The following is a 21,265-nucleotide window of genomic DNA, read 5'->3' as shown; positions in this document are numbered from 1 at the left end:
AAACACAATAAAGGTAGCCAGCGCATACTGACTGCCTTTGGACAATTATTTTGCTTGCCAAGAATCTTTCAACGTCACCGTGCGGTTAAACACCGGCGTGTTTTTGCTGTGTTCTTTGCGGTCGGTTACGAAGTAGCCGATACGCTCGAACTGCCAACGGCTTTCCGCCGGCAAATCTTTTGCGACAGGCTCGGCGTAGGCGGTGATTTCCTTGATGGATTCAGGGTTGAGAAAATCGGTGAACGGCAGGTAGTTGCCGTCTTCGCCGCGCACGGCATCGGGACGCTCGACGGTAAAGAGGCGGTCGTACAGGCGGACTTTGATTTCGGCGGCGTGTTCGGCGGAAACCCAGTGAATCACGCCTTTAACTTTACGGCCTTCGGGATTTTTGCCCAAGGTATCGTGGTCGATGCTGCATTTGAGTTCAACCACATTGCCTGCCTCATCTTTGACTACTTCATCACACTTAATCACATAGCCGTGGCGCAAACGTACTTCGCCGCCAGGAATCAGGCGTTTGAAGCCTTTAGGCGGATTTTCGGCAAAGTCGTCGGCTTCGATGTAGATGGTTTGGGAAATAGGTACTTCGCGATCGCCCATTTCTTCGTGGTTCGGATGGAACGCGGCACGGCGGCTTTGGGTTTTGCCGGTTTCAAAGTTGGTCAGGGTCACTTTGAGCGGATTCAAAACCGCCATCAGGCGTGGCGCAGAGTTTTCCAACTCTTCACGAATCGCGCCTTCCAACACGCTCATATCGACGATGTTTTCAGATTTGGAAATACCGGCGCGTTTGGCAAACAGGCGCAGGCCTTCGGGCGTGTAACCGCGACGGCGCATACCGGAAATGGTCGGCATACGCGGATCATCCCAGCCGGAAACGTGGCCGTCTGAAACCAGTTGGTTCAGCTTGCGTTTGGAGGTGATGGAATATAAAAGCTCCAAACGCGAAAACTCGTATTGGCGCGGACGCGTGGCATGCGGCGCGGGGATGTTGTCCAACACCCAGTCGTACAGCGGGCGGTGTGCTTCAAATTCGAGTGTACACAAGGAATGCGTGATGCCTTCGATGGCATCGGAAATGCAATGCGTGTAGTCGTACATCGGGTAGATGCACCATTTGTCGCCGGTATTGTGGTGATGGGCGCGGCGGATGCGGTAGATGACGGGGTCGCGCATATTGATGTTGCCTGAAGCCATATCGATTTTCAGGCGCAAGGTTTTGCTGCCGTCGGGAAACTCGCCGTTCTTCATGCGCGTGAACAGGTCGAGGTTTTCTTCGATGCTGCGGTCGCGGTAAGGACTGTTTTTGCCCGCTTCGGTCAGCGTGCCGCGGTATTCGCGCATTTCTTCGGGCGTCAAATCATCGACATACGCTTTGCCGTCTTTGATTAAACCGACGGCGTAGTCGTAAAGCTGGTCGAAATAGTTGGAAGCGAAACGCGGCTCGCCCGCCCAATGGAAACCCAACCACTCAACATCTTCTTTGATGGCGTTGACGTATTCGTCGTTTTCTTTTTCAGGATTGGTGTCGTCGAAACGCAGGTTGCACAAACCGTCATAAATATAAGCCAAACCGAAGTTCAAGCAGATGGATTTGGCGTGGCCGATGTGCAAATAGCCGTTCGGCTCGGGCGGGAAACGGGTTTGGATGGCTGTATGTTTACCACTTTTGAGGTCTTCTTCGATAATGGTGCGGATGAAATGGTTGTCCGCAAATTGGTCTTTATTCAACATAATATTTCTTTGATGGGAAAATGATTTTCTGTTTTCAGACGGCCTGAGCATTCAATCAGGCCGTCTGAAAGGAATGGAATGATGGCTCAATTGTACCTGACTTGGCTACTTTGATACAGGGTCGGCAACCTGCCACGCCACTCCGCGTTCGTTTAGGGTTTTCTGCATGGCGGCGGATGGTGTGCGGTCGGTAAACAGCTTATCGAATGCGCCAATATCGCCCAGTCTGACCAAGGCATTGCTGTTAAACTTGCTGTGGTCTACGCCAAGATAGCGCACGCGGGCATTGTTCACCATTGCCTGCATGACGCTGACTTCCTTGTAATCGTCATCCAAAAGCGAGCCGTCGTTTTCTATGCCGTGGGTACTCATGATGGCATAGTCGACTTTGAATTGGTTGATGAAATCGACGGTCGCCACGCCGGTAATACCGCCGTCCAAGGGGCGGACCACGCCGGAAGCGATGATGACCGTGTAGTCGGTACGCGCCGCAGTGATGGAGGCGGCGTAGATATTGTTGGTGATAATCCGCAGGTTTTTACGCTGTCTGACCAACTCGGCGGCGACGGCTTCCATGGTGGTGCCGATGCTGATAAAGAGCGAGGCATTATCGGGAATGGTGGAAGCAATCAATCGGGCAATGGCGTTTTTTTCCTGCTGCTGATGGTTGCGCCGCTCCTGCCCTGCCGTTACGACTGAAACGTCGCCCAAAGATGCGCCGCCGTGATAGCGTTTGAGCTGTCCGGTCTCGCTTAACTCCTGCACATCGCGGCGTATGGTTTGCGGCGTAACATCCAAATTCGCCGCCAATTCTTCCACCGTCATAAAGTTATGTTCGCGGACAAGGCTGAGGATATGTTCGTGTCTTTGGATTTTTGGTTTCATGGCGTTTCGCTTTGTAGGGATAAACCAATGGCCGTCTGAATATTTCAGACGGCCTTGTTATTGTCAAACCGATTACATCTCGAGTTTTTGTTCCAAGCGTTCCATACACGCGCCTAAGTGGCGGCGCATGACTTTGGTCACACGGTTGCGCTTGCCTGCCAGCAATAAATCGAGGATTTCTCGGTGTTCATGGTGCGAATTGGAATCGATGTTGCGCTTTTCTTTGCGAAGCGGATCGGAAACAGCCACAATCAATGAAGAACGCGCGCACAAGGTATTCATGATTTCAAACAGGACATCGTTGTCCAGCAGCCGCGCCAATTCGACATGGAAGGCATTGGACAGGCGGTTCCAACCCACGCGGTCGCCGCTTTCGGAGGCTGCGCCCTCTTGCTCAATCATGGCATAAAGCGGTTGCAGACGCGTTTCCAAATCAGGCATATCGATGAGGACGCTCAGAATCATGCTTTCCATTTCGATACGCGTGTTGAACACGTCTTTCATTTCTTTCAAGTCCGGCACATGGACAAATGCGCCGCGGTTGGGCTGCAAATCGACGATTTTATCGTGCGCCAAAAGCGACAATGCGCCACGCACGGTATTGCGCGAACAAACCATTTGTCGGCAAAGCTCGGACTCGGTCAGTTTTTTGCCCGGCAGCAGCAGATGGTCGGTAATGCCGTCCAAAATCAATGCGTACACGCGGAAGAGTTCCGAATCGTGACGCTCTTCCAAAATAAGCGATGAAGTTGCAGGCGCAACGTTGGTATTATTTTCGTAATCCATAATGTTTCCCCAGTATCCGTATTAAGGCGCAAGCGTTTACAAACCTGCATCTTTCGGGGTTGTTTAAAATATAATTAAAAATTGTTGACAATGTTAAACGAAACTTGCACAATGAGATCAACAAGCCAAGTTATAAAGGCTGATAGAGAGAGAGAAAAAGGAATAAAAAGCAAGCAGATATATTCATGTTAATGCGTGAATATATCTGCTTTTTTGTGTGCAGCCGTCTCACGCTCCGGCTTTTTCCTTGAAAACCGCCTTATTCTGTTTCGACAATCTCGAAGCTGTGGCTCATTTTTGCCGCTTTGCCCAGCATAATCGATGCGGAGCAATATTTTTCGGCAGACATCTGTACGGCGCGTTCAATCGCACTTTCTTGCAAATCCCGACCATACACTTTGAAATGGATATGGATTTCGGTAAACACGCGCGGCGCGGTGTCGGCGCGTTTGGCAGTCACTTCGGCACGGCAGTCGGTGATTTTTTGGCGTTGTTTCTCGGCAATCATCACGACATCGATGCTGGAACAGCCTGCTACACCCAACAACAGCATTTCCATCGGGCTGGGGCCGCGTTTGACTTCGCCTTCAGCCGCCGCACCTTCCATCACAACGCTGTGTCCGTTTGCCGTTGTACCGACGAAGCACATTCCGTCTATCCATTTTGAAGTAACTTGCATGGTGTCTTTTTTATCCGTAAAAGCATTAATCCAATATTGTAAACAATTTCAAGTGATAAACCTAGTCAGGCCGTCTGAAAAATACAATCAATTACAATCGGCCTAAACGCATTATTCGTCCCGATACGCCCAATGATTGACCGGCCCATGCCCTGCCCCGATGCCCAAAGGATGGGAAATGGCGGCGGCAATATAGTTTTTTGCCGTTTGAACCGCCTCGGGCACGCTAAACCCTTTTGCCAACTCGGCAGTGATGCAGGCAGAAAACGTGCAGCCCGTGCCATGCGTATGCGGCGTTGGGAAACGTTTGCTGTTCAGCTCGATGGTCTCGTATGGCGTAAACAGCCAGTCGGTGCAATATTCGCTTTGGCTGTCGGCAAGATGTCCGCCCTTAATTACTACATTTTTCACACCCCAATCCTGAAGAATTTTGGCGGCGCGTTCCGCATCTTGGCGGTTTTCAATATTAATACCCGTCAATGCCTGCGCTTCGGGCAGATTGGGGGTCAATACGTCCGTATGCGGTAGCAGCAGGCGTTTCATGGCTTCGACGGCTGAATTTTCCAACAACGGTGCGCCGCCTTTGGCAATCATGACCGGATCCAACACGCGTTTGCCGAAATCGCATTCGGCAGTTTGTTCCGCCACGCATTCGATGATTTCCGCCGTACCCAGCATGCCGATTTTATAGGCGCGGATTTGGAAATCCTCCTGAATCGCGGCAATTTGTGCGGCAATCATGTCGGTCGGTATCGGATGCACTGCCGATACGCCCAAAGTATTTTGTGCGGTAACCGCTGTCAGTACGCTGGTGCCGAACACGCCGCGCATCTGAAATGTCTTCAAATCCGCCTGTATGCCCGCGCCGCCTCCGGAATCGGAGCCGGCAATCGTCAGCGTTTGAATAAAAAGTTCGTCCATCATATCCTCCTGTTTTTCAGACGGCCTTGTGTTTATCGTTGTTGAGAGCAGTTTGGTTTTATCCGCAAACAAAGGCATTCGCCGTCTATCTTTCCGAATGCCTTATTTGTTGTTTTACCCAAAACAAACGTACGTTCTCGGGCGAAATATCTTAACAAACAAAAGGCCATCTGAAAACTATTTTCATTTTCAGACGGCCTGTTCAATTTTAAACCTATTCAGGCTTATTCTTCGTATGCGTCAATCGGCAAGCAGGAGCAAACCAGATTGCGGTCGCCATACACTTCATCTACCCGTTTGACGCTCGGCCAGAATTTGTGTTCGCGGACAAACGGCAATGGGAAGACGGCTTCTTCGCGGGAGTACGGATGCGCCCATTCACCGGTTACATCTGCTGCGGTATGCGGAGCATTCACCAGCGGATTGTCCTCTTTCGACCATTCGCCACGCTCGACTTTCAGCACTTCCTGTTTAATTTGTTTCAGGGCGGCGATGAAGCGGTCGAGTTCGGCTTTGCTCTCGCTTTCGGTCGGCTCAATCATCAGCGTACCGGCAACAGGGAAGGAAACCGTCGGCGCATGGAAGCCGTAGTCCATCAGGCGTTTGGCGATGTCGGTTTCAGTGATGCCGCTTTCGGCTTTAAGCGGACGTAAATCGACGATACATTCGTGCGCGACGCGGCCGTTTTTGCCTGTATACAGGATCGGATAGTCTTCGCTCAGACGCTTGGCAACGTAGTTGGCGTTGAGCAATGCCCAGCGTGTCGCCTGTTCCATGCCTTGTTTGCCCATCATGGTCAGGTACATCCAAGTAATCGGCAGGATGGACGCAGAACCGAAGGCCGCAGCAGCAACGGCGGTTTGGTCGGCACTGGCGCTGCGGGTGTCGGTCAAGGCGTGTCCCGGTGCAAACGGGGCAAGGTGGGCTTTCAAACCGATAGGACCAACGCCCGGGCCGCCGCCGCCGTGGGGGATACAGAAGGTTTTGTGCAGGTTCATGTGCAACACGTCCGCGCCGACTTCGGCAGGCTGCATGATGCCGATTTGGGCGTTGAGGTTGGCACCGTCCATGTAAACCTGTCCGCCGTTTTCATGGATGATGCGGCAGATGTCGCGGATGCCTTCTTCGTACACGCCGTGGGTGGACGGGTAGGTAATCATGATGGCGGACAAAGCGTCGCGGTATTGCTCGGCTTTGGCTTTCAAATCGTCGATGTTGACGTTGCCGTGTTCGTCGGTATCGACAACGACGACTTTCAAACCCAGCATAGCGGCAGTCGCAGGGTTGGTGCCGTGGGCGGATTTGGGAATCAGGCAGATGTTGCGGTGTCCCTCGCCGTTGGCTTCTTGATAGCGGCGGATGGAGAGCATGCCGCTGTATTCGCCCTGCGCGCCGGAGTTGGGCTGGAAGGAAATCGCGTCAAAGCCGGTGATGGCTTTCAGGCTGTTTTCCATATCAGCAAGCAATTCGCGGTAGCCGGCGGTTTGCGCTTCAGGAGCGTAAGGGTGGATGTCGGTGAACTCTGCCCAAGTAATCGGCAACATTTCCGCAGTCGCATTGAGCTTCATGGTACAGCTGCCCAATGAAATCATGCTGCGGTTCATCGCCAAGTCGCGGTCTTCGAGTTTTTTCAGGTAGCGCAACATTTCGTGTTCGGTATGGTAACTGTTGAACACAGGATGTTGCAGAATGTCGTCTTGACGCAGCAATTCTGCATTCAGACGGCCTTTGACGTCATCGGCAAATGCGAACGTATCCTTGCCGGTAAACGCGCGGTACAAATCAACCAAATCTTCGTATGCCGATGTTTCATGGAATGCAGCCGCAACTTGAGTATCGTTGACGCGGCGCAGGTTGTAACCCGACGCCAAAGCAGCGGCAAACACTTGGTCTGCTTTCTCTTTGCTGCCGAAATCGACGGTAACGGTATCGAAGAAGACTTTGTGAACCACATTCAGGCCGTCTGAAACCAGCGCATCGGCAAAGGCAGAAGCCAACGCATGGATACGGTTGGCAATGCGTTTCACGCCTTCAGGACCGTGGTAAACGGCATACATACCGGCCAAGTTCGCCAGCAATGCCTGTGCGGTACAAATATTGGATGTCGCTTTTTCGCGGCGGATGTGTTGCTCGCGTGTGGACAAGGCCATGCGCAAGGCAGGTTTGCCCGATGCGTCTTTGGATACACCGATGATACGGCCCGGGGCAGAACGTTTGAACTCGTCTTTAAATGCGAAATAAGCGGCGTGCGGACCACCGAAGCCCATCGGTACGCCGAAGCGCTGGGTGTTGCCCAAAGCAATATCTGCGCCCAATTCAGCCGGAGACTTCAGCAAAACCAAGCTCATGATGTCGGCGGCAACGGCAACGATTGTGCCTTTTGCTTTCAGACGGCCGATAACATCCTGCAAGTCTTGCACATCGCCGTCTTTGCCGACGTATTGGAATAGCGCGCCGAAGTATTCGCCCTCGTCGGCTTGGGCAAAATCGCCGACCACCAGTTCAAAGCCGAAATATTTGGCGCGGGTTTTCATCACGTCCAAAGTTTGCGGATACACGCGCGCATCCACAAAGAAACGCTCGGATTTCACTTTGCCCACGCGGTGCGCCATCGCCATCGCTTCGGCGGCGGCAGTCGCCTCGTCCAGCAAAGACGCGCCTGCCACAGGGAAACCAGTCAAATCGATACACACTTGTTGGAAGTTCAACAAAGCTTCCAAACGACCTTGGGCAATTTCCGCCTGATACGGGGTGTAGGCAGTGTACCAACCCGGATTTTCCAATACGTTGCGCAAAATCACGTTCGGCACGCGGGTCGGGTAATAGCCCAAACCGATATAAGACTTATTGATCACGTTTTTAGACGCGATGCCTTTCAATTTCGCCAACGCGTCCGCCTCGGTCAGGGCTTCTGGCAAATCGAGTTCGGACGGCATACGGATGCTTTGCGGCACGGTATTGCCGACAAAATCATCCATGCTCTTCTCGCCGAGCGCTTCCAAAAGCGCAGCCTCGTCGCCAAAGCTCAAATGGCGCGCGGCAAATTCGTTCGGGTTGAACAATTCAGATAGTTTCATTTCTACTCCTTCGGTGTTATCGATATCAACACTGTTTTTTCTTGCAGATGTTGTTTCAGACGGCCTCCGCCCACTTTGGACGACATGCCAATATTTCCCTATAAACCGGACAGGTTTCCACATGCGCGCCGGGCAGGTAGCCGGTACTCATCAGAAATTCGCCGACGATTTCGCCGCCGACAAATTTGAAATGTTTTTTAAACAGCTTCACCCATTCAGCCTTGTCGAGCGGATGGTTCGCATCCAACCAGTTTTTGAATGAGCCGTATTCTTGCTGTATTTGTTTGATTTGGCGCGCGTTATAAATGGCTGCGTTGATTTTCAGGCGGTTGCGGACGATGCCTGCATCGGCAAGCAGCCGCTCAATATCGGCTTCGTCAAATGCGGCAACCGTATCGATGTCAAAACCTTTAAATGCCGTCTGAAATGCCTGCTGCTTCTTCAGCATCAGCGTCCAGCTCAATCCTGCCTGATTGATTTCCAATACCAGCCGCTCAAACAATTCATTGTCGTCCTCAATCGGAAAACCGTATTGCGTGTCGTGATAATGTTGGTTGGGATTGTCCGTATCGTCAGGAAGCGTGGCGACAAATTCGCAGTAATTCATGTTTGCTAAGGAAAAATTGAAACAAAGGCCGTCTGAAAGCATTTTTCAGACGACCTGAGACCTGCAATATCAAACAGGCGCAAAACCTGTTTGGATGTTTGCAAAAATCAAGCTACTTCGCCTGCGTATTGTTCGGCAGTCAGCAGACCGTCGTAATCGGCAGGGTTGGCAGGTTTGATTTTGAAGAACCAGCCTGCGCCGTAAGGGTCGCTGTTGGCAGTTTCCGGAGCGCTTGGCAAATCCTCGTTGACGGCAACGATTTCGCCTGCAATCGGAGCGTATACGTCAGATGCGGCTTTTACAGACTCAACCACACCTGCTTGCTCTTCGGCAGCCAGGCTTGCACCGACTTCTGGCAGCTCGACAAACACGATGTCGCCCAACAGCTCTTGCGCGTGGTGGGTAATGCCAACGGTGATGGTACCGTCTTCTTCAAGGCGCAGCCATTCGTGGCTGGCAACGTATTTCAGTTCTGCTGGGATGTTGCTCATGGTTTGATACTCCATTGATAGGGGGTTATTTTCAGACGGCATCTGCACAGCTTAGCGTGCGCAGATACCTCGTGCGATTAATTCTTCCAAACGTCCGTAATGGACGGCAATCATATTGTTTTTATCTTGTTCCAATTTTTGCTTTTGGGAGGAAAGAAGTTTAGGGGATGCAGAATAATCCAAATATGCTTCGTTTATCTTGCGCTTGTTACTTGCCATTACGCCGCTTGCGCGGAATACAACGATTCCTTGTTTGGATCTCATATTGTCTGCAACGGCAACCTTCAGACCTTTGCTGCGGTAATCTGCACAAATGCCTGTAACAGCCGATACTTTATCCACTTCAACTGTGCCCGCATAACGGCTGAACGCATACAGGGTAAATGATTTCGCTTGCAACAATGATTTCAGGTCGGAAGCACGGCTTCTACCCTTATTATCTTGCACGGCAATACTCAAATCATCATTCATGCGGATAATATCAAGAGCATATTCCCCGTCTATCGTCACCTCGCCGGCAATCTTTCCATTGCCGCCAACGGTTTTCATAAATATTGCAGTACGGGATTTTCCTTCTGTATCGAAAAACATCAATCCGCGCTCGCCGGCAGACGAAGCGCAAGCCGATAACATCAATAACAACAATAAACTGCCAAAGGTTGCTTTCATAGGAAATAACAATTCCTTAAAACCTGCTTTCAGACGGCCCTTAACAAAAAAGGCCGTCTGAATCGATATTAATCAAACTGTTTTTGACCGTTGCGCACAAACGGCAGCTTCAATACGCGCACATCGACTTCCTTGCCGCGAATCAGAACTTTGGCGGTATTGCCGTCAAAATCTTTCGGTACGCGGGCGATGGCGATGGATTGTTTCAGGCTGGGCGAGAATACGCCGCTGGTGGTTTCGCCTTTGCCTTTGTCGGTCAACACTTCCATATGCGCGCGCAGGATGCCGCCTTTGTCGAGCAGCAAACCGACTTGTTTGACGGCAACGCCTTTTTCTTTCAATGCCAGCAAGGCGGCTTTGCCGACGAAATCGCGGTTTTCGTCTTTCAAATCAACCGTCCAGCCCATGCCTGCTTCGAGCGGGCTGGTATTGTCGTCCATATCGTTGCCGTAGAGGTTCATACCGGCTTCCATGCGCAGGGTGTCGCGTGCGCCGAGACCGCAAGGCTGTACGCCTGCTTCTTGCAGGGCTTTGAAGAATGCGACGGCTTCGGTGCCGGGCAGGATGACTTCGACGCCGTCTTCGCCGGTATAGCCTGTACGGGCGACAAACCAGTCATTGCCCAAGTCTGCACCTTGGAACGGTTTGAGGCCGTGAATCACGTCCGCCCATTCAGGTTTGACGGTCAGGAGTTTTTCGATGGCTTTCGGGCCTTGTACGGCAAGCATGCCGAGGTCGTAGCGCGGATTGAAGGCAACGCCGAATTCTTGTCCGACTTTATGGAACTGGGCGGTGTCTTTTTCGCGGGTCGCGCCGTTGGACACGATGCGGTATTGGGTTTCGGCTTCATTGGTGCGGTAAACGATCAAATCGTCAATCACGCCGCCGTTGTCGTTGAGCAAAGCGGAATAAAGGGCTTTGCCGACAAAAGCGAGTTTGGCGACATCGTTGGCAATCAATTTGCGGAAAAAGGCTTTGGCATTTACGCCTGCTACGTCGGTAACGAGCATATGGGATACGTCAAACATACCGGCATCGGTACGCACGGCTTCGTGTTCGGCGATTTGTGAACCATAATGGATGGGCAGCTCCCAGCCGGCAAAATCTACCAGCTTCGCGCCTGCATCTTGATGGGCTTGATGAAATGGGGTGGTTTTCAGAGCAGTCATTCTCAAGTTTCTCCGGATTTTTTGTTCAGATGCCGCCCGCGCACCTGTGCGCGGATGACCCTATCTGTCCTTGAACCTGAGATTTTCGGCCGTATCCGCATGATGGCAAACCAGTCTGCTCACTGCTTTGCGCGGTTGTCTGAATGGTGGTTCAGACGGCCTTCTCCCCTTCGGTGGACGTTATTCTAACGCCGCTCTCCAGATTGTTTGTTTCAATGTGCAGTCCCTGATACCTGAGCGATTTAAGGGTGTCTGCGCCTTCGGTGGTTACATTGTAGTTGGTTGTAACACTCTCCTGCACATTTCCCGATTATGTCTTGAATCGGCAGTTTGGGCAAGTAGCCGACGAATATTTATGATGTGAATATCCGTCTTTTTATTGGGGCGGCAAAACTTGAGCCTTTATAAAATTGTTAGCTATGCGGCAAATGTTTTTGCAAAAGTCTCAGGCCGTCTGAAGCCCTTACCCGTTTTTCCTATATAATTCTGTTTTTTCGATTTATCCGCGCCCATCATGAACCGTCTCAAACGCATCAAAACCATCCTCTGCACGCTCTACCGCTACCGCCTTGCCGAGCTGATTGCCTCGCTGGTCCGTCCGGGTTGGGCGCGGACTTTCCTCAATATGCTGCCGCAGTCGTCCAAGTTCAAACACGAAATGCCTGCCGTGCGCCTGCGTTTGGCGTTGGAAAGCCTGGGGCCGATTTTCATCAAATTCGGACAGGTATTATCGACGCGTCCCGATTTGATTCCGCATGATTACGCGATCGAACTGGCAAGGCTGCAGGATAAAGTACCGCCGTTTGACGCGCAGCTTTCGCGCTCGCAAATCGAAAAATCGCTGGGCCAATCCATCGACACTTTATACGCAGAATTTGAAACTGAGCCTGTTGCCAGCGCGTCCATCGCCCAGGTACACAAAGCCCGCCTGCATTCGGGCGAACAGGTTGCAGTGAAAGTCTTGCGTCCCAACCTTTTGCCCGTTATCGAACAGGATTTGTCGCTGATGCGCTTTGGTGCAGGCTGGGTAGAGCGTTTGTTTTCAGACGGCAAGCGTTTGAAGCCGCGCGAAGTGGTGGCCGAATTTGACAAATACCTGCACGACGAATTGGACTTGATGCGCGAAGCCGCCAATGCCAGCCAGCTCGGACGCAATTTCCAAAACAGCAATATGCTGATTGTGCCGAAGGTGTTTTACGACTACTGCACCAGCGACGTGCTGACCATCGAATGGATGGACGGCACGCCGGTATCCGATATTGCCAAACTCAAAGCCGACGGCATTGATTTGCACAAACTTGCCGATTACGGCGTGGAAATCTTCTTCACGCAAGTCTTCCGCGACGGTTTTTTCCATGCGGATATGCACCCCGGCAATATTCTGGTCGCCGCCGACAACCGCTACATCGCCCTCGATTTCGGCATCGTCGGCACGCTGACCGATTACGACAAGCGCTATCTTGCCATCAACTTCCTTGCCTTCTTCAACCGCGATTACCACCGCGTCGCCACCGCCCACATCGAATCGGGCTGGGTACCCGCCGACACGCGTGCGGAAGAATTGGAAGCCGCCGTCCGCGCCGTGTGCGAACCGGTGTTCAACAAACCGATTTCGCAAATTTCCTTCGGCTTGGTGCTGATGCGCCTATTTGAAGTCAGCCGCCGCTTCAACGTCGAAATCCAGCCGCAGCTTGTGTTGCTGCAAAAAACGCTGCTCAACATCGAAGGTTTGGGCCGCCAACTTGATCCCGATTTGGATTTGTGGAAAACCGCCAAACCGTTTTTGGTGCGCTGGATGAACGAACAGGTCGGCCCCAAAGCCCTTTGGCGCAACCTCAAAAACGAAGCCCCCGACTGGGCGCAAATCATCCCTTCCCTGCCGCGCAAAATCAATGCGTTGGTTGACGAAAACCGCCAGCAAGAAATGCGCGATGCCTATGTGCATTTGGTCAAAGTACAGCAACGCCAAAGCCTGTGGCTGGCTGTGATTGCGGTTGTTTTATTGCTGATTTTGCTGTTTAAGTAAACTGAAATACAGCTTTAAACGACATATAAAAGGCCGTCTGAAATCTGATTTTCAGACGGCCTTTTATATGCCTATCTATTCTTTTTTCTCATGCGGAACATGTCCGCTTTCGGCTTCGATATGCCGTCTGAAGCGCAAACCTGCGGCATGGTAAAACGGATGCGGCGAGAATTGGCGCGAGACTTGCGAAGCGAAGATGCACGTCAGCAGCATCCAAAACAGCAAATTCTGTCCGCCCGTCATTTCCATTACCACTACGGCGGCGGTCAACGGCGATTGGGTCGCGGCGGCAAGGAATGCGGCCATGCAGAGCAAAACCGCGACATTGGACGCGTCGCCCAGTTGCGCAAAAGAAGCCATGTGTTCGCCTATCATCGCGCCGATGGTTAACGACGGCGTGAAGATGCCGCCGGGAATGCCTGCCCAGTAGCTGAACACGGTTGCCGCCCATTTTGCGGCGGCCAAGCCGATTGGTGCCTCATACGCGCCTTTGAGTGCGGCGGCGGCTTCGTGATAGCCCGTGCCATAGGTTTTGCCTTGATAAAACGTACCGAGCAGCGCCAGCAAAATGCCCATTACAAAGGCAACCACCAACAAATGACGGCGGATGAAACTGCGCCAGCGCACCGGTGCGAATGCCGCTGCGCCGCGATACAAAAAGCTGCCGAACAATCCGCCTGCCACGCCGCAGACGATGCCCGACACTGCGGCCCACATCAGCATATTTGGCAGCTCGTGTCCTTGAAACCCTGAAAAATACGGGTTGTTGCCCTGTATCGCCACTTGAATGAAACCGGCCGCCAACACGCCCATCAAGATTTGGCGTTCCCAACGCAAAATCACGCCGCGTCCCAATTCTTCGATGGCAAACACCACGCCGGCCAAAGGCGCGTTAAACGCCGCCGCCAAACCGCCGGCCGCGCCTGCGGCAATCAAATCGTTTTCCTGCATACCCCTAAACGCCAGCCCGTGCTTTTTACACCACGCGCCCCAAGCGTTCATGACCGCCGCACCCACTTGTACAGACGGCCCTTCCCTACCGATCGACGCCCCCAAAATCATGCCCAAAAACGTCAGCGGAATCTTAAAAAAGGTTTCGCCCAGACGAATCAGACGGGTTTTCTGCGCGCCATACGGCAAAGACAACGAAGCGATGACCTGCGGAATACCGCTGCCGGAAGTGTACGGCGCAAATTTGCGCGTAAACCACGCCAAAAGCGGCAAGCCCAGCGGCAAGGCCACCCACGCAAACCACGGATATTTGCCCGCCAGCAAAGCATTCCATTCCAAAGCCAAATCCGCCAGACGCGCAAACAGCAAAGCCGTCAGGGCAACCAGCGCCGAGCCTACCAGCAAAAACAGAAAAGCCATGCTTTTTTTCGACAGGCGTTTGGTTTGGCGGATTTTGTGGGCGAGGCGCGCCGCCCAAGTCTGTGGAAATTTCATAATAGGCACGCAGTCAATGTGTTCAGACGGCCTTGATGTTTTTCTCAAAGGCCGTCTGAACACAAGGATAAAGGTTTTTAAGAACGGTAATCCGCGTTAATCGACACATACTCGTGCGACAAATCGCAGGTATAAACAACCGCCTCCGTATCGCCGCGTTGCAAATCGATGCGGACGGTGATTTCCGGACGGTTCATCACGGCTTGCCCTGCTTCTTCGGTATAGCTTTCCGCACGGCCGCCGTTTTCGGCCACCAACACGTCATCCAGCCACATTTTCAAAGCATCGACATCCAAGTCTTCAATACCGGCATAGCCGACGGCGGCCAACAGACGGCCCAAGTTCGGGTCAGAGGCAAAGAACGCGGTTTTCACCAAAGGCGAATGGGCAACGGCATAAGCCACTTTGCACGCCTCTTCGCGGGTTTTCGCGTTTTGCACTTCAATCGTGATGAACTTGGTTGCGCCCTCGCCATCACGGACAATCGCCTGCGCCAATTCCAATGCCAGCGAACCGAGCAAGGCTTTAAGCTGGGCATAGCGCGGATCGGCGGTATTGTCGATTTCGCTCTGACCGCAACGGCCTGTCGCCATAATGACGAAGCTGTCGTTGGTGCTGGTATCGCCGTCCACGGTAATCGTATTGAAACTTTCGTCTGCGATTTCTTGCGTCATCAGCTGCAAAATCGGCTGGGACACTTTGGCATCGGTGGCGATAAACGACAACATGGTCGCCATATTAGGATGAATCATACCCGAACCTTTGGCGATGCCGGTGGCGCGGACTGTGTGTTTCTCGCCGACCAAGCCTGTGCGTGAAGCGGCTTTTGGTACAGTATCCGTCGTCATGATGGCACGGGCCGCATCCGACCAGAATGCAGGGCGCACTTGCGGCAAAGCGGCCACGATTTTATCCACAGGCAGCGGCTCCAAAATCACGCCGGTCGAAAACGGCATAATCTGATTGGATTGGCAGCCGACCTGCTCTGCCGCCGCCGCGCACACTTTAATCGCGTCCAGACGGCCTTGTGCGCCTGTACCCGCATTGGCATTACCCGTATTGATGACTAAGGCACACACGCCGTCTTGGTCAAACAGATGCGACTTGGCGATATGCACCGGCGCGGCGCAGAAACGGTTTTGCGTAAACACCGCGCCCACCGTATGTCCGCCGCCCAACACCATCAGCGTCAAATCGTCGCGGTCTTGTTGCTTGATGCCGGCACGACCTGTAAACAGACGGATGCCGTCGATTTCCAACAATTCGTCTGCACGTTTTTCAGTCAAATTTACAGCCATATCATTTTCTCCTGTTTACACTATTTTCAGACGGCCTAAACGCTATACGCCCAATAAGGGAATCAAGATAGGCACCAATACCGCCGTCAATACGCCGTTGAGCGTCAAGCCCAAGCCGGCATATGCGGCCATACGGCGGCCGTATTCCAAAGACGCCGCAATACCCATCGCATGTGAGGCCGTACCCAAAGACATTCCCACTGAAGAAGGCATATACAACGTCCCTTTCAACACTTTATATCCGGCCATCTGTCCAAAAAGCCCGGCAATAATCACCGTTGCCGCCGTAATCGCCGGAATACCGCCGATAGACGCCGTGATTTCGATCGCAATCGGGTTGGTCACGGATTTAGAAGCCAGCGACAGAATCACTTCGCGCGAAGCGCCCAGCCATTTGGCAAAATACACGCCCGTAACAATACCTGTCACGCTGCCCGCCAACTGCGACAGCACCACCGGCAACCACTGGCTGCGGATACGGTCCCAATTTCGATAAAGCGGCACGGCCAGCAATACGACTGCCGGTTTCAACCAAAAATCGATAAACTGCGCTGCGTCGTGATACAGCTCGTAATCGATGGTAAATACCTTCAAATACCCCATCAACACCAGCGTACTGATCAATACCGGATTACACAGCACATTCCCCGTGCGCTTCCGAATCTGCACTGCCAAAGCATATACGGCCAAAGTCAGGAACAGCATGACTGAGGGCATGCGCAACAGCCCGTCTATGTTCATCACATCCACCTCCTGACCCACTCATGCACTTTGCCGGTCACCAACAATACGCAGATCGTACTGCTGATTGTGGCCGTCAAAATCGAAAACCAGTCGTTTGCAATCACGTCCAAATAGCTGATGACGGCCACGCAAGGCGGCACCAAAAACAAAGTCAGGTTTGCCATCAAAATATCTGCCAGTTCTCCCACCCAAGACAATTTGACCCAGCCTGCCTGAAGCGCGGCAAACAGCAAAGCCATGCCGACAATACTGCCCGGCAGCTTCAACCCCAAAATCCAAACGGTTGCCTCGCCCAAAGCCAGGCAACCCAATACCACCAATAAAGCACGAATAATATTCATTAAGCCGGTTTCTCCTTATCCTTTTTCAGACGGCCTCAAAAAATTTATTAATCATTGAATCATATCGTGCCACAGGCCGTCTGAAAAGGGAAGAAACGGCTTCCTACAAGTTTAATGAAAGATAAGTATGATTACTCTAACGGATTGACTTAGGCAATGTTGAAACCCTTACCCTGCTTTTTGTCTTTAACGGCCGCTGCAAACCGGGCATTCGGGATTACGTCTCACCCCGTATTGCTGCCATTTTCCGCTCAACGCGTTATAGGTAGAAAGTTTGCCATGCGACGGCGTACCGATACCGATCAACACTTTAAGCGCTTCGGCAGCTTGGGTCGTTCCGATAACGCCGACTAATGGCGAAAAAACGCCGAATAATGCACAAGCGCCGTCGCTGGCTTGTTCGCCGTCAAACAGGCAGGCATAGCAGGGCGTATCGGGAAAATCGGGACGGTACACGGCGATTTGTCCGTCAAAGCCGACGGCCGCGGCGGAAACCAAAGGAGTGCGCGTGGCAACGGCGGCGCGGTTGACCGCCTGGCGTGTGGGATAATTGTCGGAACAATCGAGGATGATGTCGGCGGCGTTTGCCAATTCGACAAGCTTAGCCTCATCGAGAAATTCGGCAATGGCTGTAATGTGTGTTTGGCTGTTGATCTGTTTCAGACGGCCTTGCATGACCAAAGCTTTGTTTTTGCCGATGTCGGCTTCGGTAAACGTGATTTGGCGTTGAAGGTTGGTCTCGTCGATGGTATCGGCATCGGCAATCGTCAGGCGGCCGATACCGGCGGCGGCAAGATACGGCAAGGCCGCCGCACCCAGCCCGCCGCAACCGACAACAAGCACATGGGCGGCCAAGAGTTTTTCTTGGCCTTCGATACCGATTTCATCAAGCAGGATATGGCGGCTGAACCGCAAAAGTTGTTGATCGTTCATCATAACAATAAGGCCGTCTGAAACCCAACGTTCAGACGGCCTGAGTGGTTTAGAAATTAATATTTTCGTAGGCGTTGTCAAACAGGAAAGGACGGCCTTCGCTGCTGGTTTCGGATTCGAGGCGGATGCCGCTGAGCATCATATTGCGGTCAACGTCTTTCATCATGTCGTAAACGCTCAAGAGCGCCAAATTGAGGCCGGTCAGGGCTTCGGTGGCAATGCTGCCGTTGCTGTTCGCTTGGACGGTCAGCGTGGCCTTCAGGCAAGCCAGCTCAACGTTAATATCGAAATCAACCTGCACGCCGATGATACGGCCGGGCAGGTGTAGCGGAATCAGGTTGGCGGTCTGTTTGATGCTCTGAATGGCGGCAACGCGGGCGATGGTCAGGATACTTGCCTTTTCGGTGGCATTCTCTATCAACACCCGTATCGCCTGCTGGCTCATGTTGACGGTGCCGACGGCGACGGCGGTGTGTTGCTCAGGAAAATCGGGCTGGTTGGGAAATTCAATCATGGGTTTCTCGCCTCTGTTTTGATGGGCAATATTTTACGGCATTTTACAGACACCGGCCACGCGGCGGATACAGACGGCCGTTTTCCAGTTTGAAATGTATCGGACGGCAGCATTGGCAGTTTACAAAAATTTGCTATACAATGGATTCAGGACAAACCCAAATTAACATTTAAATAAGAGAAAAATCATGCAACTGCATATCTTAAACAATCCAAAAGATGCCGCTCTGGCGGCGGATGCGGAATTTTTAAAACAGTCTCTTTTCAATCTGCTGCATGAGGAAGCGTCGCCTTTGGTGGTCGAAACCGTTAAGTTATTATCGACTTCAGACGACAGCGCCGCCTTGATTGAAAAGGTGTTGCCGCAATTGGACGAACAACAAACCCACGATTTAACCTTGGCCTGCGGTCTGTTCGCACAGATTTTGAACATCGCCGAAGACGTGCACCACGAACGCCGCCGCCAAATCCACGAAGAGGCCGGACACAACAGTGCCGAAGGCAGCCTGACGGAAACCGTGCGCAAGCTCAAAGCCGGAAAAGTCAACGGCAAAGCGTTGCAACAACAACTGGACAATACAGTCGTTACCGCCGTTTTGACTGCGCACCCGACCGAGGTGCAACGCCAAACCGTCTTGAGCTTCAACCGCCGTATCCGCGCGCTGCTGCCGCAACGCGAACGCTGCACCAACCCCGAAGCGCTGGCTCAGTTGCGCCGCGAAATCGACACAGTCCTTTTGGGCTTGTGGCAGACCAGCGAAACGCGCCGCCACAAACTCAGCGTCAACGACGAGATCAACAACGGTGTATCCATCTTCCCAATGAGCTTCTTTGAAGCCCTGCCCAAACTCTACCGCACAATGGAACGTGATTTTCAGACGGCCTATCCCGGCGTCCGCGTTCCGAATATCCTTAAAATCGGCGGCTGGATCGGCGGCGACCGCGACGGCAACCCGTTCGTTTCTGCCGAAACCTTGCGTTTTGCGTTCAGACGGCATGCCGACGCAGTGTTCCGTTTCTATCGCGGCGAACTCGACAAACTTTACCGCGAATTGCCACTCTCCATCCGCCGCGTCAAAGTCAACGACGACGTGATGGCACTGGCCGCCCTCTCGCCTGACGAAGAAATCGCCCGCACCGAAGAACCCTACCGCCGCGCCATCGCCTACATCATGGCACGCGCCATGGGCAAGGCACGCTCACTCGGTTTGGGCATGGGCTGCAAATTCGGCTTCCTCGAGCCTTATGCCACGGTTGAAGAGTTCCTCAACGACCTGAAAAAACTGCAACGCTCGCTCCACGAAAACGGCAGCCAACTGCTGGCAGAAGGCCGTCTGGCCGACATTATCCGCAGCGTGTCCGTGTTTGGCTTCCACATGATGCCGCTCGACCTGCGCCAACACGCAGGCAAACACGCCGATGTGGTTGCCGAGCTTTTCCAACACGCAGGCTTGGAAGACTACAACAGCCTGAACGAAGAGCAAAAACAAGCCGCCCTGTTGCGCGAATTGAGCCATCAACGTCCGCTGTACAGCCCGTTCATCACATACAGCGACCATACCCGCCACGAACTGGCAATTTTCAACGAAGCGCGCAAAATCAAAGACGAATTTGGCGAAGATGCCGTTACGCAAAGCATTATTTCCAACTGCGAACAACCCAGCGACCTGCTCGCCTTGGCATTGCTGCTGAAAGAAAGCGGCCTGTTGGTAGTGGAAAACGGCAAACCGCACAGCCGCATCAACATCGTGCCTCTGTTTGAAACCATCGAAGCGCTCGAAAACGCCTGTCCGGTCATGGAAACCATGTTCCGCCTCGACTGGTATGATGCCCTGCTCGAAAGCCGCGGCAACATCCAAGAAATCATGCTCGGCTACTCCGACTCCAACAAAGACGGCGGCTACGTTACCAGCTCATGGTGTCTGTATCAAGCAGAGTTGGGCTTGGTCGAACTCTTCAAAAAATACGATGTCCGCATGCGCCTGTTCCACGGCCGCGGCGGCAGCGTAGGTCGCGGCGGCGGCCCTTCTTACCAAGCCATCTTGGCGCAACCCGCAGGCAGTGTTGCCGGACAAATCCGCATTACCGAGCAAGGCGAAGTCATTACCGCCAAATACGCCGACCCGGGCAACGCCCAACGCAACTTGGAAACCTTGGTTGCTGCGACTTTGGAAGCCAGCATCCTGCCGGATAAAAAAGACCCTGATGCCAAACTGATGCAGGATTTGTCGGACGTATCGTTCAAATACTACCGCGAACTGATTACCCACCCCGACTTCATCGACTATTTCCTGCAAACCAGCCCGATTCAGGAAATCGCCACCCTCAACCTCGGCAGCCGCCCCGCTAGCCGCAAAACCTTGGCGCGGATTCAGGATTTACGCGCGATTCCGTGGGTATTCTCATGGATGCAAAACCGCCTCATGCTACCGGCTTGGTACGGTTTCGGCAGCGCAGTGGAAACCTTGTGCGAAGGCAAACCCGAAACGCTCGCCGCCCTGCGCGAACACGCCCAAAGCAACCCGTTCTTCCAAGCCATGCTCTCCAATATGGAGCAAGTGATGGCGAAAACCGACATCACCTTGGCAGAAAACTATGCCGGTTTAAGCGAATCGCCCGATAAAGCAAAAGTCATCTTCGGCATGATCAAGGAAGAATACCAACGCAGCCGCAAAGCACTGCTCGACTTGTTGCAAACCGAAGAGCTCCTGCGCGACAACCGCAGCCTCGCCCGTTCGCTTGCCTTGAGGATTCCATATTTGAACGCCCTCAACGGCCTGCAAGTCGCCATGCTCAAACGCCTGCGCAAAGAGCCCGACAATCCGCACGCCCTGCTGATGGTTCACTTGACCATCAACGGCGTGGCGCAAGGTTTGCGTAATACCGGTTAAGGCAGCACGGAAAAAAGGCCGTCTGAAACAGTTTTCAGACGGCCTTTTATTATAA

Annotated in this window: 18 protein-coding genes and 1 riboswitch; of the genes, 2 read left to right on the top strand and 16 right to left on the bottom strand. The window is 52.9% G+C overall.

Features of this window, described 5'->3' with window-relative positions; translation table 11 throughout:
• Positions 1–45: 45 nt before the first annotated feature.
• From HMPREF3022_RS05870 to gcvT, 10 genes are all read right to left on the bottom strand, one after another.
• Positions 46–1,734: a glutamine--tRNA ligase/YqeY domain fusion protein gene (locus HMPREF3022_RS05870; protein ID WP_049332176.1), complete on the bottom strand. Its 1,689-nt coding sequence runs from the start codon at positions 1,732–1,734 to the stop codon at positions 46–48.
• A 105-nt stretch (positions 1,735–1,839) separates the two neighbouring features.
• Positions 1,840–2,619, bottom strand: a complete 780-nt coding sequence (locus HMPREF3022_RS05865) for a DeoR/GlpR family DNA-binding transcription regulator (protein WP_049332174.1) — start codon at positions 2,617–2,619, stop codon at positions 1,840–1,842.
• A gap of 72 nt (positions 2,620–2,691) precedes the next feature.
• Positions 2,692–3,405 carry a GntR family transcriptional regulator gene (locus HMPREF3022_RS05860; protein ID WP_004519550.1) on the bottom strand — a complete coding sequence of 238 codons (714 nt, stop codon included), beginning with the start codon at positions 3,403–3,405 and terminating at the stop codon, positions 2,692–2,694.
• 259 nt (positions 3,406–3,664) lie between these two features.
• On the bottom strand, positions 3,665–4,084 hold the full coding sequence (locus tag HMPREF3022_RS05855; protein WP_003679886.1) for an OsmC family protein: 420 nt from the start codon (positions 4,082–4,084) through the stop codon (positions 3,665–3,667).
• 111 nt (positions 4,085–4,195) lie between these two features.
• Positions 4,196–5,005, bottom strand: coding sequence for a bifunctional hydroxymethylpyrimidine kinase/phosphomethylpyrimidine kinase (thiD, locus tag HMPREF3022_RS05850; protein WP_049332169.1), 810 nt, complete (start codon positions 5,003–5,005; stop codon positions 4,196–4,198).
• 224 nt (positions 5,006–5,229) lie between these two features.
• The gene (gcvP, locus tag HMPREF3022_RS05845) at positions 5,230–8,082 is read right to left on the bottom strand and encodes an aminomethyl-transferring glycine dehydrogenase (RefSeq protein ID WP_070765254.1); all 2,853 of its coding nucleotides are present in this window, start codon (positions 8,080–8,082) and stop codon (positions 5,230–5,232) included.
• Between the two features lie 55 nt (positions 8,083–8,137).
• A complete protein-coding gene (locus HMPREF3022_RS05840; protein ID WP_049332166.1) occupies positions 8,138–8,689 on the bottom strand; it encodes a DNA-3-methyladenine glycosylase I in 552 nt (183 codons plus the stop codon).
• A gap of 107 nt (positions 8,690–8,796) precedes the next feature.
• Positions 8,797–9,195 carry a glycine cleavage system protein GcvH gene (gene gcvH / locus HMPREF3022_RS05835; protein WP_049332164.1) on the bottom strand — a complete coding sequence of 133 codons (399 nt, stop codon included), beginning with the start codon at positions 9,193–9,195 and terminating at the stop codon, positions 8,797–8,799.
• Between the two features lie 36 nt (positions 9,196–9,231).
• A complete protein-coding gene (locus tag HMPREF3022_RS05830) occupies positions 9,232–9,771 on the bottom strand; it encodes a hypothetical protein (RefSeq protein WP_141756500.1) in 540 nt (179 codons plus the stop codon).
• Between the two features lie 146 nt (positions 9,772–9,917).
• Positions 9,918–11,018 carry a glycine cleavage system aminomethyltransferase GcvT gene (gene gcvT / locus HMPREF3022_RS05825; protein ID WP_049332161.1) on the bottom strand — a complete coding sequence of 367 codons (1,101 nt, stop codon included), beginning with the start codon at positions 11,016–11,018 and terminating at the stop codon, positions 9,918–9,920.
• 210 nt (positions 11,019–11,228) lie between these two features.
• A riboswitch (glycine riboswitch) is annotated at positions 11,229–11,326 on the bottom strand.
• 206 nt (positions 11,327–11,532) lie between these two features.
• Between gcvT and ubiB the strand changes: the two genes are divergently transcribed.
• Entirely contained in the window at positions 11,533–13,044 is a 1,512-nt protein-coding gene (gene ubiB, locus HMPREF3022_RS05820; RefSeq protein WP_070765252.1) for a ubiquinone biosynthesis regulatory protein kinase UbiB, read from the top strand.
• Positions 13,045–13,119: 75 nt separating this feature from the next.
• Here ubiB and HMPREF3022_RS05815 read toward each other — a convergent pair whose 3' ends face one another.
• The 6 genes from HMPREF3022_RS05815 to HMPREF3022_RS05790 form a co-directional block, all read right to left on the bottom strand.
• Positions 13,120–14,490 (bottom strand): chloride channel protein, encoded by a 1,371-nt coding sequence (locus HMPREF3022_RS05815; RefSeq protein ID WP_070765251.1) that lies wholly within the window; start codon positions 14,488–14,490, stop codon positions 13,120–13,122.
• A gap of 77 nt (positions 14,491–14,567) precedes the next feature.
• Entirely contained in the window at positions 14,568–15,788 is a 1,221-nt protein-coding gene (gene argJ, locus HMPREF3022_RS05810) for a bifunctional glutamate N-acetyltransferase/amino-acid acetyltransferase ArgJ (RefSeq protein ID WP_070765250.1), read from the bottom strand.
• Between the two features lie 42 nt (positions 15,789–15,830).
• Positions 15,831–16,523, bottom strand: coding sequence for an LrgB family protein (locus HMPREF3022_RS05805; protein WP_141756501.1), 693 nt, complete (start codon positions 16,521–16,523; stop codon positions 15,831–15,833).
• Between the two features lie 5 nt (positions 16,524–16,528).
• Positions 16,529–16,873 carry a CidA/LrgA family protein gene (locus HMPREF3022_RS05800; RefSeq protein WP_070765248.1) on the bottom strand — a complete coding sequence of 115 codons (345 nt, stop codon included), beginning with the start codon at positions 16,871–16,873 and terminating at the stop codon, positions 16,529–16,531.
• Between the two features lie 186 nt (positions 16,874–17,059).
• Complete coding sequence (locus HMPREF3022_RS05795) at positions 17,060–17,806, bottom strand: HesA/MoeB/ThiF family protein (protein WP_210399658.1); 747 nt, start codon at positions 17,804–17,806, stop codon at positions 17,060–17,062.
• Positions 17,807–17,855: 49 nt separating this feature from the next.
• Positions 17,856–18,320 carry a cyclic pyranopterin monophosphate synthase MoaC gene (locus HMPREF3022_RS05790; RefSeq protein WP_004519536.1) on the bottom strand — a complete coding sequence of 155 codons (465 nt, stop codon included), beginning with the start codon at positions 18,318–18,320 and terminating at the stop codon, positions 17,856–17,858.
• Positions 18,321–18,507: 187 nt separating this feature from the next.
• Here HMPREF3022_RS05790 and ppc point away from each other — a divergent pair, with 187 nt between their 5' ends.
• Entirely contained in the window at positions 18,508–21,210 is a 2,703-nt protein-coding gene (gene ppc, locus HMPREF3022_RS05785) for a phosphoenolpyruvate carboxylase (RefSeq protein WP_070765246.1), read from the top strand.
• Positions 21,211–21,265 lie beyond the last annotated feature (55 nt).

The organism is Neisseria sp. HMSC065C04, assembly GCF_001815375.1.
Classification (GTDB): Bacteria; Pseudomonadota; Gammaproteobacteria; order Burkholderiales; family Neisseriaceae; genus Neisseria; species Neisseria flavescens_D.
The sequence above is the reverse complement of the archived record's forward strand: the minus strand, read 5'-3'. Positions and strand labels throughout refer to the sequence as shown.